Source organism: Rhizobium sp. BK512, assembly GCF_014194915.1.
In the GTDB taxonomy this organism is placed as follows: domain Bacteria; phylum Pseudomonadota; class Alphaproteobacteria; order Rhizobiales; family Rhizobiaceae; genus Rhizobium.
The window spans coordinates 438,225-452,546 of record NZ_JACIAS010000005.1 but is presented as its reverse complement, the minus strand read 5'-3'; the positions used below and the strand labels follow the sequence as shown (position 1 = coordinate 452,546).

The following is a 14,322-nucleotide window of genomic DNA, read 5'->3' as shown; positions in this document are numbered from 1 at the left end:
GGTCAGGCCACCTTGGTGTCGTTGTGGTGGAAGACGAAAGCGTCGGGATCGAGCCTTCGCGCAATGGCCGTCTCCACTGCAATGGTCTGCATGATGAGCGCCTCAAGGATCGGTCGCTGGGTCACCGACACGCGCGGCAGCGCAATATAGGTCAGCCATTCGTTCGCCTCAGCCTGCACTGGGCCGGCGAGGATCGTATGATGGCCGGCCTTTGTCAGTGTCGTCGCCAGTACTGCCTCCCGCTCGTCGCCGAAGAGAATATGCACGCCCTTTCCGGCCGATTCCATGGCGCCATGAAGATATTGGCGGGTCGACATGCCGGTCGAGGGGATGCGGGCAATCTCGCGCAGCAGAAGCGAGCCGACTTCCGCCGAACCGGCGGAAGACGCGATCGCCGCGCAGTCGACATAGGCGGCGCTTTCCATGCGCGAAAGAATCGCGCTGATCTGTTCCGAAAGCTCGCTTTCCAGCTGGCGGAAGGCGGCCGGAAGATCAGCCCAGCTCGGATCGGCTGCGCCGCCATCCCAGGCTTCGGCAATCATGCCGAGGGCTGCGATCGTGGCGGTATAGCCAATCGTCGAGGCATAGCTGTCTGGAATGGCGCCGAGCGATATATTGGTCGATGAGGCGGTGGCGACCGGCGAGCCCTTGGCATTGACCACCGACATGCGAAGGCTGCGGTCGATCGAATCGAGAACCGCAAGCGTCTCGGTGCTCTTGCCGCTCTGCGAGACGGCGATGACGGGATGGCTCGAGGCCGGGAAGGGGACCGGATATTCGCCGCCGTTGAGGCGCCACGAGTGGATGCCGCGCGAACGCAGCGCCCAGACCGCGGCCGAGCAGGCCGCAAAGCTTGCGCCGATGCCCATGAAGATGGGGCCAGGGCCTTTGAATGCCTCGGATGCGGTTGTGACTTCTTCACCGATTTCGGCAATTGCTCTTTCGAGCGCGCTCGCCTGCGAAGCGCGCGCTTTGGCAAGCGAAATATAACCTTTGACCATTCCGGTCTTCTCCCTGGTCCTGAATTCATCCGCCGGCGCAACATATTGCCGGCTGTCATGCACCTTGAAAGGCGGCCTCAGCCGCCCGCTTTACCGGTGCGTGAAAAGGAGGTGCGCAGGCGATAGCGGTCGCCGGCATAACGGATCGTCGAGGCCATGACCGGACGCCCATTGCCGTCTTCGACCAGCTGGCGCATGGCAAGGATCGGCATGCCCTGTTCGATGCCGAGATGCCGGGCGAGCGTCTTGTCCGCCGCCTGCGCCTCGATTGTCGATTCTGCGCGGGCAAGGTCGAAGCCCGCTCCGCTCAGGAGGCGAAACAGCGACGCCGTCTTGAAGTCGATCGCGGACATGTCGAGCCCGCGGATTGACGGAAAGAACGACTGATCGACTGCCACAGGTACGCCGTCGAGCATCCGGACACGATCGAGATGAAAGACCGGCCCACCGGGTGCGATGCCGAGTTCTTCCGCCTCGTCGAGGCTCGCCGGCGCCTCTTCGGCCCGCAGCACCTCCGATGACGGTGCAAGGCCAAGGCGGGCAGCCGTTTCGCTGAAGGATTCCAGCGTCTGCGGGAATTCCTGATGCGCTTCCGTCGCAATATACCAGCCGCGGCCGTGCGAAGAGACCAGCACGCCGTCCGTCACCAGGCTCTGCAACGCGCGTCGCAGCGTCACGCGGCTGATCGAAAGCCGCGTCAGGAGATCGCGCTCCGGCGGCAACCGGCTTCCCGAGACCAGTTTGCCCGCAGCGATTTCCTTCATGATCGCCTTTGCAGCCTGCTGCCACAACGGTTCCGGAGAATCCGACTGCAAGGGAGCCGCCTGGCCTTCAATTCCGATCATGGGCCTACCGCAACCTTTTCCCACTGCCTGTTTTTCATGGATCGATAGCAGGCATCGATGATCCTGTTGACGATCACGCCGTCTTCATAGGTTTCGGACGGGGTTCTGCCGGCCGCAAAACAATCGATGAAATGGCGCATCTGCTGGGAGAAACCATAGGCGCGGGTCTCCTCGGGCACGGGATAGACCCACCCGGTTTCGGCATCCGCCTTTTCAACCGTGTAGCCCACCGGCTTTCCGACGAAGCCCCAGACGGGGCCGACGGAGCTGTCCGTCACGATGCGGCCTTCAGAGCCGACGAGTTCGTGGCGCAACTGCATGCCGCCCTTTTCGATCCAGGACGATTCGATGGTCGCCAACTCTCCGCCTGCAAACTTCAGGAGGGCGATCGCCGCGTCCTCGCCGGTCGTCTTGTCGCCGTGCACCATCGTCGAACCCCAGGCCATGACTTCGGTTACGGGATTATCCTTGCCGAAGAAGTGTCTTGCTGATTCTACAGTGTGGCATCCCATGTCAAGCAAGGCGCCACCGCCCGCCGTTTCGGCGTCCCAGAAATGCGGAGCATGCGGGCCGGAATGGGCTTCGCGGGCGCGCATCGTCAAAAGCCTGCCGATGCCGCCGGCCTTCACCATCTCGTAGGCCTTGGCGGTATTGGGAGAAAAGACCGAGCTTTCGGCATATCCGTGCCAGATGCCCGCTTCGATCACCACCTTGAGCATGACTGCCGCCTCGGCCTCCGTGCGGGCGAGCGGCTTGGTGCAGATGACCGCCTTCCCGTGCCTGGCGGCGGTTCTCGTCGCTTCGAGATGGATTTCGTTCGGGAGCGCGATGATCACGATGTCGACGGCCGGATCGGCGCAGAGACCATCCATGTCGGAATGAGCAGTCACGTTCCATTTTTGCGCAAATTCACTAGCGCGGGCGGTGCTGCGGGAAAAGCAGGCGCGCAACTCCGCATTGCGCACATCAAGCAGCGCGTCGGCATAACATTCGCCGATAAACCCCGACCCCAGCAGTCCGACACCAATCATGTTTCATCCCTCGATCTATCGCGATGGATCGCGCCATCCTTTTCGATCGAATACCACATAAGACAAAAACTGGAAATAAAAAATATAACTTGTCACAACTGGTATTGAGAGGTATCGTCCGTCATCAATCCCCGGACGATCCTGTAATGAGCCGGGACGGGAGCAGTTTCAAGCGACGAGAATGGGAGATTATCAAATGCTTTCAAAGCATGAATTGCTGAACGGCGCCTTGGTGTCAGTCGCGGCCCTGATGATGGCCGGCAGTGCGCTGGCAGAAGATGTCACGATCAAGCTCGGCAGCTGGCGGACGGAAGACATTGCTGTCTGGCAAGACAAGATCATACCCGCCTTCGAAGCCAAAAATCCCGGCATCAAAGTCGAGTTCGCGCCGGTCAACACCAATGAATATAACGCAGCAATGCAATCCCAGATTGAGGCTGGCGCCGGCCCGGATCTCCTGACCTGCCGTCCCTTCGACGTCAATCGCGAATGGATCGGTCGCGGTTATTTCGACTCGCTTGCCGATTTCGATGCGATCAAGAATTTCGACGAGACATCGAAAGCCGCCTGGACGGATGCAAAGGGTGCGCCCTATTGCCTGCCCGTCGCCGCGGTGCTCGCCGGCTTCTACTATAATATCGATATTTTCAAGGAACTGGGCCTCGAGGTGCCGAAGACGGCTGATGAGTTCGTCAAGGTGCTGCAGAAGATCAAGGACAGCGGCAAGTACGAACCGCTTGCCTACGGTTCCGCCGAATCCTGGCAGCTCGCCTATAACGGCCTCTACAATATCGGCCCGTCCTACTGGAATGGTGAAGAGGGCCGGCTCGGCTTGATCGATGGTACGAAGAAGCTGACCGATCCGGAATTCGTCGAAGCCTTCAAGGCCTTCGCGGCCTGGAAGCCTTTCCTGCCGAAAGGCCAGGCGAGTCTGCAATATGCCGACATGACGCAGCTCTTCACGATCGGTCGCGCGGCGATCCTTCCCGATGGCTCATGGAACATCAATCAGGTGACCTCGACGGGCCTCAATGTCGGCGTCTTCGGTCCGCCGGCTGCTAAAGAGGGTGGCCAGCGCTACCTGCAGGAAATGCCTGACATGGCGATCGGCATCAATGCGGCCGGCAAGCACAAGGATGCCGCAAAGACTTTCCTCGCCTGGCTTGGGACGCCAGAGTTCCAGGAACTCTACGTCAACGCCGCGCCCGGCTTCTTTGCCATGAGCAGCACCCCTGTCACCTATACCAATGCGCTGGCGCAGAAATTCGCCGACCTGAAGACGGGCGCCAAGCTGACCCCGCGCCTGGCGCTGGACCGTCTGAGCGCAGGCAACCCGCCGCTCGATGACGAAATCTGGCGCGTGCTGCAGACGATGATGATCGGTGACGACGTTACACCGGAAAAGGCGGCAGCCGAACTGCAGGCCGGTCTTGCATCCTGGTACGCACCGCAGAAGAAGTAAGAAAGAGCCCCTCGCGTACCGGCTGTCCCGGTATGCGAGGCTTCCGATACCCGCCGGCCTACCCCGGCGCCGAGACTACGGAGATACCGGGTGACACGTCCTGCGACGGCTCGCTGGAGCCTTTTTCTGTTTGTGCTGCCAGCGCTCGCAATCTATCTCGCCTTCGCCGTTCTGCCGCTCGCGGCATCGATCGTCATGAGCTTCTTCGATACGGATAGCCCCGGTGGTCGCGTGTTCGTGGGGCTGGCAAACTACTATTATCTCTTCACGCATCCGGTCACGAGCGCCCGTTTCTGGAACGCGCTCATGAACAATTGCGAATTCTTCCTCATTCACCTGATCGTCGAAGTGCCGATCGGCCTGTTGATGGCCGGGCTTCTGACATCGGGGCTTCTCGGTCGTTCCGAGGGCATCTACCGTACGCTGCTCTTCGTACCGGCCACACTTTCGGTCGTCATCGTCGGCTTCATCTGGCGGCTGATCATCAATCCGCTCTGGGGCCTCGTCGGCTTCCCGCTGCTCGGCAACGAGATGACGGCCCTGCCGACGATCTCGCTGATGTCGGTCTGGCAATATGTCGGCATACCCATGCTCTTTCTCTACAGCGCGCTTCTTGCCGTCCCCGAAGATATCATCGAGGCCGCCCGTCTCGACGGCGCAGGAAACTGGCGGATCTTCTGGAAGATCAAGTTCCCGCTGATTGCTCCGCAGTTCGGACTGATCGTCATCCTGACCTATATCTGGACCTTCAACGGGTTCGACCTGATCTTTGCGCTCAACGGATCCGCCCCCGGTCCGAACTACAGCACCGATATTCTCGGGACGCTGTTTTACCGAACCTTCTTCGGATCGAGCGGCCAGGTCGCCGATCTCGATCTCGGCGCGACGGTGGCAACAGTCATTTTCGTCATCATTCTTCTCGTGACCGGCGCCTATTTCTGGCTGGTCCAGCGCCGCCTCCAGGCCCATCAGATCTAGGGAGCGGAACAGATGCTATCCTCCAGCAAGGTCAGTTCCACCTTCTACGGCACGAGCCGCCACCGCATGTTGCTCGACCGGCTCATCGTCCACGGGCTCCTCATCTTCTTCGTGCTTCTGGCGCTCGGCCCGATCTGCGTCGTCATTCTGAATTCGTTCAAGACGACACCCGCCATTTTCGGCGGTCCCTTCGACCTGCCGACGGCGGCGACCTTCGGCGTCGACGGCTATATTCGTGTCTTCACCCGTGGCAATTTCTTGCTGAACTATCGCAACAGCCTGATCGTTACGGTCTCGACGATCGTGTTGACTGTGGTCCTTTCGGCGCTCGCCGCCTACGGCCTGACGGAATACCGTCTGAAGATCACGCCAGTGATCGCCGCGCTTTTCGTTGTCGGCATCATGCTGCCGATACGCCTCGGCACCGTACCGATCCTGAAGATCATGATCACATGGGGCCTCGTCGATACGCTGACGGCGCTGATCCTGGTCTATACGGCGATGAGCATACCGATCGCGGTCACCCTGATGATGGCTTATTTCCGCACCGTGCCGACGGAGATCAAGGAAGCGGCGCGCATGGATGGCGCGGGCGAATTCCGCACCTTCCGCATCGTGCTGCCAGTGGTCAAGCCCGGCCTTGCTGCAGTCGCGACGCTGACCATGCTGCCGGTCTGGAACGACCTCTGGTTCCCGCTGATCCTGGCGCCTGGCAAGGCCAACCAGACTGTGACGCTCGGTGTTCAGCAGTTTGTCGGTCAGTTTCTCAGCGACTATCCGGCCCTTCTTGCCGCATTGACGCTTGGCGTCGTGCCGCTCGTCGCCCTCTACGTGATTTTCTCGCGGCAGTTCATCAGAGGGCTCAGCCAAGGCGTCGGCAAATAGCGAGGCAAATGGCTGATTGTTTGCGGTTGCGTATCTGTGACTGCTCCTTCTGTCGCTCGTCTCAATCGGGCTCGTACCTGAATGGGCGCAGATCCGCCGAACCGCGGTTTCGCTCGGAAGAAGTGGGGGCGATTTCAAGATCGATCCCGGTGGCGCTTGGAATAGGGAAGATCGGGCCGCGGACGAACGTCGGCCCTGAAGGGACCACTCGGGTGTGGGCGGTCTGACCGGTTCTGCGTCCTGAACTGCGACTATCCGCCATTTGCGTGATCTGAGCTCCGGCACACCTCTTTGTCACCGGCCAATCGTTACGAATCGGCGCGCGGCTTGCGTTCCCGACCGGTTAGGCAGCTCGAAACGGCGAGCGGCGCATCCTGCCATTTCGATATCTGCCATATGTTCATTCGAACGTCTGTCTTTTTGTCAAGGTTCATCCATGTCGGCAAGATGTGTGAGATCGTGCGAAAATGCACGAAGCCCACCGCGATTTTCCCGAATCTCCCTAATTTTGCCGAGCCCGTCGAAGCGTTACTTTGACACGGATGTTCATTTGAACATTAATTGATTGCAATATGAATGTCAGCTGGTAGGGTTTGCGTCGCATTCGGAGCGGGAGGCTCCACGGATCAACATTGGGAGTGAGAGATGAATAAGGCTGCTTGTTATCTATCCGCGGGCCTGCTGAGCCTGTCCTTGAGCGCGCCGGCCATGGCGGCAACCAAGATTCAATGGTGGCATGCGATGGGTGGCGAGAACGGTGCAAAACTGGAGGAGATCGCCAAGGGGTTCAACGCATCGCAAAGCGACTACGAGATCGTTCCCGTCTTCAAGGGCACCTATGACGAAACCCTGACCGGCGCCATTGCTGCTTTTCGCGCCAACCAGCAGCCGGCGATCGTCCAGGTCTACGAAGTTGGAACAGGAACGATGATGGCCGCGCAAGGCGCGATCTATCCCGTGTATCAGCTCATGAAAGACGAAGGCGAGGCTTGGGACCAGAGCCAGTTCATCGCCCCGGTCGTCGGATACTATTCGGACACGAACGGCAACGTCCTGTCCCTGCCGTTCAATTCTTCGACCCCGATCATGTATTATAACAAGGATATCTTCAAAAAGGCGGGCCTTGATCCGGAAACGCCGCCAAAGACCTGGGCCGATGTCGAGGCATTTTCTCGCAAGATCATGCAGTCGGGTGCGGCCAAATGCGGTTTCACCAGCGCCTGGATCTCCTGGATTCAGACTGAGAACCTCAATGCGCTGCACGACAAGCCCTATTCGACCAAGGCCAACGGCTTTGGCGGCCTCGATGCAGAGTTCACCTTCAACAATGACCTGACGGTGCGTCATTGGGACAATTTGAAGAAGTGGCAGGACGAAGGCCTGTTCAAGTTCGGCGGTCCTGGCGGCGGCGACAATGCCCCGCCGATGTTCTATTCGCAGGAATGCGCCATGTACATGAACTCATCGGCCGGTCGAGCTGGCGTCGTGAACAATGCCAAGGGTTTCGAAGTCGGTTTTGCCCCTCTGCCCTACTATAATGATGTCATCCAGCAGCCTCTGAATTCCATCATCGGCGGCGCCACGCTGTGGACGCTGAAGGGACGGCCAGAGGAAGAATATAAGGGTGTCGCGAAGTTCTACACCTATCTGCAAAAGCCTGAGGTTCAGGCCGACTGGCATCAGTTCTCCGGCTACCTGCCGATCACCGAAGCGGCCTACAAGCTCGGCCAGGATCAAGGCTACTACGCAAAGAACCCTGGTTCGGACATCGGCATCAAACAGCTGACGCGCGTGACCCCGACGGAGAATTCCAAGGGTATCCGTTTTGGCAATTACGTTCAGGTTCGCGGCATCATCGATGATGAATTCGCTGCCCTTCTGTCAGGCAAGAAGACGGCCAAGGAAGCGCTCGATTCCGTCGTCACACGCGGCAACGAACAGCTGCGCGATTTTCAGTCCGCCAATCAGTAGTCCCTACCGAAGGGCCGGTTCATACCGGCCCTTCGCCCATCAACCCATCGGGACGTGAGGGCTCATGCAAACCAAACGGACTGTCTTTCCGGGCAAGCTTCTCCCTTATCTGCTAATTGCCCCGCAGATCCTTGTGACAATAGTTTTTTTTCTCTGGCCGGCCGCAACCGCGTTCTGGCAGTCATTCCTGCGCCAGGACGCCTTCGGCTTCAAAACGAGCTTCGTGTGGCTTGATAACTACCGTCGCCTGTTCGCCGATCCGCTCTATCTCGATGCCTTTGGCCACACGCTGCTCTTCGCCGTTCTGGTGACGGGCTTGTCGACGTCGATCGCCTTGATACTGGCGGCTGCCGCCGGCCGCGTGTTGCGCACCTCGCGCCTTTACTCGACGCTCCTGATCTGGCCCTACGCGGTTGCGCCGGCGATTGCGGGCATCCTCTGGTGGTTCATGTTCAATCCGTCGATCGGCATTGTCGCCTATCTCCTGCGATCAATGGGCGTCAACTGGAACCATCTGATAAATCCCAACGATGCGATGGCGCTCATCGTCATCGCTGCGACCTGGAAACAGATATCCTATAATTTTCTGTTTTTCCTGGCAGCACTCCAATCCGTGCCGCAGTCCCTGCAGGAGGCGGGCGCCATTGACGGCGCGGGCCCCGTCAAGCGCTTCTGGACGATCGTCTTCCCGCTGATCTCGCCTACGACCTTCTATCTCGTCGTGATCAACATCGTCTACGCGATGTTCGACACCTTCGGCATCATCCATGCAACAACGCAAGGCGGTCCCGCGCGAGCGACCGAGATCCTCGTCTACAAAGTCTATTTCGACGGCTTTATCGGACTTAACCTAGGCTCTTCGGCCGCCCAATCGGTGATCCTGATGCTGATTGTCGTCGCCCTGACAGCAATCCAGTTCCGATTCATCGAGCGGCGCGTACAGTATTGAGGATAATGACGATGGTCGAAAATCGCCCCTTCCTAACTCTTCTTGCGCATCTGGTTCTGATCGTCGGCGTCGTCGTCGTGGTCTTCCCCGTCTATGTCGCCTTCATCGCATCGACACACGGACCTAACGACTTTCTGTCCGGGGTCGTGCCGCTGACGCCGAGCACGCATATGTTCGAGAACTATTCCACGATGCTGACGGCCGGCATGACGAATGCCGGCGCGCCGCCCATCGGCCCGATGATGCTCAATTCCCTGATCATGGCGATCGGTGTTGCAGTCGGCAAGATTGCGATCTCGATCCTGTCGGCCTTCGCCATCGTCTATTTCAGGTTCCCCTTCAGGACATTGGCGTTCTGGATGATCTTCATCACCCTGATGTTGCCGGTCGAAGTGCGTATCGTGCCGACCTACAAGGTCGTCGCCGACCTCGGCATGCTCAACAATTATGGCGGGCTGATCATCCCGCTGATCGCGTCGGCAACAGCGACATTCCTGTTCCGCCAGTTTTTTCTCACCGTACCGGATGAGTTGATGGAAGCGGCGCGGGTCGATGGGGCAGGACCGATGAAATTCTTCTGGGATATCCTCCTGCCGCTATCGATCACCAATATCGCGGCGCTCTTCATCATCCTCTTTGTACTCGGCTGGAACCAGTATCTCTGGCCACTGATCATCACGACCGATCAGAGCCTTTACACTGTGGTGATGGGAATTCAGCGCATGGCGGCTGTGGCCGACGCCGAGCCGCGTTGGAACCTTGTCATGTCAGCCGTCATCCTGGCAGCACTTCCCCCTGTCCTCGTCATCGTCGCCATGCAGCGCCTTTTCGTTAAGGGCTTGGTCGAAACGGAGAAATAAAAAATGGCAGCGATCAATATAATTGACATCAAGAAGAACTATGGTTCGGTCCCCGCGGTCAGAGGTATCGACCTTTCAGTCGCGGACGGCGAATTCATTGTCTTGGTCGGCCCCTCGGGCTGTGGAAAATCAACCTTGTTGCGAATGATAGCAGGCCTTGAAACAGTCAGCGACGGCGAGATCCAGATCGCCGGACGCAACGTCAACAAGGCGGAACCTGCCGAACGGGACATCGCCATGGTTTTCCAGAACTATGCGCTTTATCCACATATGAGTGTTCGCAAGAACCTTGAATACGGTCTGAAGAATCGAGGCACGCCGAGGACCGAGATCGATCGCCGGATTGCCGAGGTTGCCGAGATCCTCGAGATCGGTCCGATGCTCGAGCGCAAACCGCGTCAGCTGTCCGGCGGTCAGCGCCAGCGTGTCGCAATGGGACGTGCAATCGTCCGCGAGCCTGCTGCCTTTCTGTTCGACGAACCGCTCTCCAACCTCGATGCCAAGCTGCGCGTACAGATGCGCGTGGAAATTCGCCGTTTACAACGTCGGCTGAAGACGACCAGCATCTATGTCACGCACGATCAGCTGGAGGCCATGACATTGGCCGATCGCCTCGTGGTGATGAATGGCGGTCTCGTCGAACAGGTCGGCACGCCGGTCGACGTCTATGATCGTCCCGCTAGCCTCTTTGTCGCGAGCTTCATCGGTTCGCCGCCGATGAACATTCTGCCACTCGAACTGGTCAGGCGAGCGGACGGCGATGGTCTGCTCACGCTGCCGGACGCGACGGATACGCTCGGTATTCGACCCGATGACATATTCACGGAGAAGCCGAGCGAACCGTCTATCCGTCTCGATGCAATAGTCGAACTCCTTGAGCCGATCGGTGGCGAAAGCCATTTGCACATCCGCCTGGAGGAAAGCAATCAGACCGCCATTGTTACCGTTCCGGGAAGACCTGATTTTAGCGAAGCCGCCAAAATCCCGGTTTATATTCGCCTTGCATCCATCCATCCCTTCAATCGCCAGACAGGCAGGCGAACGGACGATCTCTGATCCGAAGCCGCGCAAGCACGACTTCGACAATACTGAACTTTATTTTGAGAAGTGAACATGATGACACAGCATATATTGGCTTCGGACTTGGCCAAAAATGAAATTCAGGCTCATCGCGGCGCATCCGCTGTCGCGCCCGAAAACACGATCGCCGGATTCAAGGCGGCAGCCGACCAGGGCGCAGAGTGGGTCGAACTGGATGTGGCGCTACTTGGCGACGGAACCGCCGTCGTCATTCATGACGTAACGGTCGATCGCTGCTCCTCTTCGAAGGGACACCTCAAGCATATGACAGCCGCCGATCTCTCCGGGATCGATGCAGGGTCGTGGTTCGGCGAGGAATTCAAGGGAGAAAAGATCCCGCTGCTTGCCGATGTCGTACCGGAACTGGGCCGCCTTGGTCTCAACATCAATGTCGAAATCAAGCAGCATCCGCATCAGACGTCGCTCGAGCAGCTGACGAGAACGGTCCACGAGCATCTCCAAATGCGCGCAGCGCATACGCAAGTGATGATCTCGAGCTTCGATCCTGCGGCATTGCGGGCGATGCACAAGCTGGATGCGAACTATGATCTTGCCATGCTCTGGAGCAAGCTTCCCGAGGACTGGGTGGACCGACTTGCAGCTGTGCCGGCGCAGACCATCCATCTCCTTTACAAATCGCTGAGCATCGGATTCCTGGAAGAGGCCGCAAGTCGCGGCATCAAAGTTCGCGCATGGACATGCAACGACCCCCGCCTGCTGACGTCCTTCTGGCCGGCAGGGCTGACAGGTGTGATAACCGATGATCCGAGCCTCTTTCTAAAGTAGGGACAGTCGATGGCGCAGCGCATGATCTCGGCGCGACAGCGTGAAATCCTGGCGTTGATCGAGAGTGAAGGGACCCAGTTTATCGAGGAGCTTGCGCGTCGATACGACCTGACGACGCAGACGATACGCCGCGACATCAATACGCTGTGCGACCTTGGTTTTGCACGGCGATTTCACGGTGGAGTGGATCTTCCGATCGAGGGCAGCAATATCTCGCTCAATGCACGAGCGCAGTTGAACAAGCGCGCCAAACGGGCGATCGCCAGACGCTTGGCAAGTGATATCGGTCCGGATTCGACCGTCTTTCTCGGGGTCGGCAGCACCGTCCAGTTCGTGGCCGAGGCGCTGCGCGACCACAAGGGGCTGACCGTCGTAACCAACAATATCCATGTGGCGCTTACGCTCTGCGACGCGCCGAGCGTCGAAGTGCATTTGACGGGCGGCTTGCTACGTCACGACGACCGCGACGTGGTTGGCGCTGACGTCATCAAGTTCATCGAGAAATTCTACGCCAATTATGCGGTCTTTGGCGCCGGTGCACTGAGCGTGACTAACGGTATCATGGATTTCAGTTACGGTGAGGCGCAGATAACCAATGCTCTGATCGAGAATTCGCAGACGCGCTTTCTCGCGGCCGACGTCAGCAAATGGGAGCGCACGGCGGCTGTTCGCGTTGCTCCATTCAAACAACTCAACCGCTTCTACACGGATCGCTTGCCGGGCGAACCGCAGATCCGGCAAGCGCTTGCCGCAAGCGGCGTCGAAATCGTCACAAGCGGCGAGGAAAATTGATGACTTTTGTTGATCGAACTCCATCTGCTGACGAGCTTCGGGGCGTGCGTTACCTCTTCACCGATATTGACGACACGCTGACGACCGACGGACAGTTGCTCCCGGAGACCTATCAGGTGCTTTGGGACCTGAACGATGCCGGTATTGCGGTTATTCCGGTCACTGGCGGTTCTGCCGGTTGGTGTGAGCACATTGTTCGCGCCTGGCCCGTCAAGGCGGTCATAGGAGAAAGCGGCGCCTATGCAGTTTTCCGCCGAGGGCGCGACGTCGTCTTCGACTATTGGGAGGGACAGGCGATCCAGACCGAGCGTCAACGGCGCCATCTCCAGACGGTCGTCGACATTATCGCACGTGAGGGCTTGGGCTTTCAGATTGCACATGATCAAGCCTTTCGGCTGGCGGACGTCGCCGTCGATATCGTTGGCCATCCACCGGCCGAGGTAGACCGCTTGGCGGCGTGTCTGCGTGACCGTGGGGCAACCGTCGCCATCAGTTCGATCCATATCAACACATGGATCGGCAATTACGACAAACGCTCGATGAGCGAACGTCTCTTGATCGAGGAATTTGGCCTCAGCCCGCAGGCAGTTCCGCTGGCGACGGCTTTTGTCGGCGATTCCCGCAACGATGCACCGATGTTCGGCTACATCGTCAATTCTTTCGGCGTGAACAATGTCCTGTCGATTTTGCCGCAGCTCTCACATGCCCCTCGGTGGATCTCGACCCGGCCAGCCGGCCTCGGCTTTGCCGATATCGGGGAGACCATTCTTGCTGCAGCCAAGCATAGAGAGGCTTAGCGCCGGGGCCAGCCGCTAGGATGGTATCGGTTCCGCTACTGGATCTGGAAAGATTGCCGAGGGAACAGCCGGCGTCCTCACGTCCAGGAGGTAGGTCGTGCGAGCGGGATCGGCAGCCCAGGTCCCTGTTGTTGCGATATCGATTTCAGGGAAATGACCGCCGCTGCTCAAGATGCCGATCTGCCGGCGCGTAAATTCGACCGCCCTCTCGCTGGCCTCTCCGTAACTGCGCGCGTTGCATTTCTCATGACTGAGGCCGGCTGCGGTCCAAGCGCACAAACAAGCCTCAATAGCAGAGTGTACGCAACATCCCTTCAAAATTAAGCTTGCTTTCACAGCTTGGCGCTTGGGGAAGGTGTGATGCGTGACGGCTTTGAGGGCGCACCGCTCGGGACACGGTGGGTGGCTCGGTCGAACAGCCCGAACAGACAATCGCAATCAGGGGCAGGAGCAGAAACAATTTCACTTCTGAATCCTCTTAGCCGAAGCGCGTCATCTAGGTCGTGCTCCAGGCCTCGAACTCTTCGACGAAGTCTGCCTCAATACGGACGAGACGACCAGTTCGGTAAGCTTCGACTCGCTCGTCCTGAACCCCTCAACGCTCGCGACCAGGGACGAGGAGACCTCTTACGAGGCGAACGAACGCATTGTTGCGAGAATTCGAGCCTGCTTGCCAACTTCATCCCGACAAGCGACAGCATAGACTGAGTTTCCACAATCGAAAATCAAATTGAGCATGTACTAAAGGACGCCGCAAGACAGGGCCTGCAGGCTCGTCTCGTCATTGCGATGTGATATCCGGTAGACTTCTATCGATTCCACTAGCGATTGAATCAGAAATACCATGGACCTTCGCGGGCGCTCACAGCCGCTTGAAGGAGTTCA

At 58.7% G+C, this 14,322-nt stretch carries 13 protein-coding genes; 10 read left to right on the top strand and 3 right to left on the bottom strand.

The genetic code is table 11. The annotated features are described in order from the left end of the window. Window positions 1–2 precede the first annotated feature (2 nt). The 3 genes from FHX06_RS20050 to FHX06_RS20040 all read right to left on the bottom strand — a co-directional run bounded on the left by FHX06_RS20050 (window position 3) and on the right by FHX06_RS20040 (window position 2,877). The gene (locus tag FHX06_RS20050) at window positions 3–1,001 is read right to left on the bottom strand and encodes an SIS domain-containing protein (protein WP_183880595.1); all 999 of its coding nucleotides are present in this window, start codon (window positions 999–1,001) and stop codon (window positions 3–5) included. 77 nt (window positions 1,002–1,078) lie between these two features. After that, on the bottom strand, window positions 1,079–1,846 hold the full coding sequence (locus FHX06_RS20045) for a GntR family transcriptional regulator (RefSeq protein ID WP_113015132.1): 768 nt from the start codon (window positions 1,844–1,846) through the stop codon (window positions 1,079–1,081). After that, entirely contained in the window at window positions 1,843–2,877 is a 1,035-nt protein-coding gene (locus FHX06_RS20040; protein WP_183880593.1) for a Gfo/Idh/MocA family protein, read from the bottom strand. The genes FHX06_RS20045 and FHX06_RS20040 overlap by 4 nt, the downstream gene beginning before the upstream one ends. Before the next feature lie 196 nt (window positions 2,878–3,073). On the opposite strand from FHX06_RS20040, the gene FHX06_RS20035 reads away from it, so the two are divergent. The 10 genes from FHX06_RS20035 to FHX06_RS19990 all read left to right on the top strand — a co-directional run bounded on the left by FHX06_RS20035 (window position 3,074) and on the right by FHX06_RS19990 (window position 13,437). Then, entirely contained in the window at window positions 3,074–4,339 is a 1,266-nt protein-coding gene (locus tag FHX06_RS20035; protein WP_162733380.1) for an ABC transporter substrate-binding protein, read from the top strand. A 90-nt stretch (window positions 4,340–4,429) separates the two neighbouring features. Beyond that, the gene (locus FHX06_RS20030; RefSeq protein WP_112542603.1) at window positions 4,430–5,317 is read left to right on the top strand and encodes a carbohydrate ABC transporter permease; all 888 of its coding nucleotides are present in this window, start codon (window positions 4,430–4,432) and stop codon (window positions 5,315–5,317) included. Between the two features lie 12 nt (window positions 5,318–5,329). Further along, window positions 5,330–6,202 (top strand): carbohydrate ABC transporter permease, encoded by an 873-nt coding sequence (locus FHX06_RS20025; RefSeq protein WP_246715595.1) that lies wholly within the window; start codon window positions 5,330–5,332, stop codon window positions 6,200–6,202. Between the two features lie 645 nt (window positions 6,203–6,847). Beyond that, entirely contained in the window at window positions 6,848–8,173 is a 1,326-nt protein-coding gene (ugpB, locus tag FHX06_RS20020) for a sn-glycerol-3-phosphate ABC transporter substrate-binding protein UgpB (protein ID WP_113147726.1), read from the top strand. A gap of 64 nt (window positions 8,174–8,237) precedes the next feature. After that, window positions 8,238–9,122 carry a sn-glycerol-3-phosphate ABC transporter permease UgpA gene (gene ugpA / locus FHX06_RS20015; protein WP_113147727.1) on the top strand — a complete coding sequence of 295 codons (885 nt, stop codon included), beginning with the start codon at window positions 8,238–8,240 and terminating at the stop codon, window positions 9,120–9,122. 11 nt (window positions 9,123–9,133) lie between these two features. After that, a complete protein-coding gene (gene ugpE / locus FHX06_RS20010) occupies window positions 9,134–9,982 on the top strand; it encodes a sn-glycerol-3-phosphate ABC transporter permease UgpE (protein WP_183880590.1) in 849 nt (282 codons plus the stop codon). 3 nt (window positions 9,983–9,985) lie between these two features. After that, window positions 9,986–11,038, top strand: a complete 1,053-nt coding sequence (locus FHX06_RS20005) for a sn-glycerol-3-phosphate import ATP-binding protein UgpC (RefSeq protein WP_183880588.1) — start codon at window positions 9,986–9,988, stop codon at window positions 11,036–11,038. Between the two features lie 87 nt (window positions 11,039–11,125). Continuing rightward, entirely contained in the window at window positions 11,126–11,848 is a 723-nt protein-coding gene (locus FHX06_RS20000) for a glycerophosphodiester phosphodiesterase family protein (protein ID WP_246715594.1), read from the top strand. A gap of 9 nt (window positions 11,849–11,857) precedes the next feature. Then, window positions 11,858–12,640: a DeoR/GlpR family DNA-binding transcription regulator gene (locus FHX06_RS19995; RefSeq protein WP_183848799.1), complete on the top strand. Its 783-nt coding sequence runs from the start codon at window positions 11,858–11,860 to the stop codon at window positions 12,638–12,640. Beyond that, complete coding sequence (locus FHX06_RS19990; RefSeq protein WP_183880586.1) at window positions 12,640–13,437, top strand: HAD-IIB family hydrolase; 798 nt, start codon at window positions 12,640–12,642, stop codon at window positions 13,435–13,437. Before FHX06_RS19995 ends, FHX06_RS19990 begins: the two co-directional genes overlap by 1 nt. Window positions 13,438–14,322: the final 885 nt, after the last annotated feature.

What these genes read in the sequence shown, in the direction of transcription:
- FHX06_RS20050 (WP_183880595.1), bottom strand. Translation starts at nt 1,001, where the DNA reads ATGGTCAAAGGTTATATTTCGCTTGCCAAAGCGCGCGCTTCGCAGGCG.
- FHX06_RS20045 (WP_113015132.1), bottom strand. Translation starts at nt 1,846, where the DNA reads ATGATCGGAATTGAAGGCCAGGCGGCTCCCTTGCAGTCGGATTCTCCG.
- FHX06_RS20040 (WP_183880593.1), bottom strand. Translation starts at nt 2,877, where the DNA reads ATGATTGGTGTCGGACTGCTGGGGTCGGGGTTTATCGGCGAATGTTAT.
- FHX06_RS20035 (WP_162733380.1), top strand. Translation starts at nt 3,074, where the DNA reads ATGCTTTCAAAGCATGAATTGCTGAACGGCGCCTTGGTGTCAGTCGCG.
- FHX06_RS20025 (WP_246715595.1), top strand. Translation starts at nt 5,330, where the DNA reads ATGCTATCCTCCAGCAAGGTCAGTTCCACCTTCTACGGCACGAGCCGC.
- ugpB (WP_113147726.1), top strand. Translation starts at nt 6,848, where the DNA reads ATGAATAAGGCTGCTTGTTATCTATCCGCGGGCCTGCTGAGCCTGTCC.
- ugpA (WP_113147727.1), top strand. Translation starts at nt 8,238, where the DNA reads ATGCAAACCAAACGGACTGTCTTTCCGGGCAAGCTTCTCCCTTATCTG.
- ugpE (WP_183880590.1), top strand. Translation starts at nt 9,134, where the DNA reads ATGGTCGAAAATCGCCCCTTCCTAACTCTTCTTGCGCATCTGGTTCTG.
- FHX06_RS20005 (WP_183880588.1), top strand. Translation starts at nt 9,986, where the DNA reads ATGGCAGCGATCAATATAATTGACATCAAGAAGAACTATGGTTCGGTC.
- FHX06_RS19995 (WP_183848799.1), top strand. Translation starts at nt 11,858, where the DNA reads ATGGCGCAGCGCATGATCTCGGCGCGACAGCGTGAAATCCTGGCGTTG.
- FHX06_RS19990 (WP_183880586.1), top strand. Translation starts at nt 12,640, where the DNA reads ATGACTTTTGTTGATCGAACTCCATCTGCTGACGAGCTTCGGGGCGTG.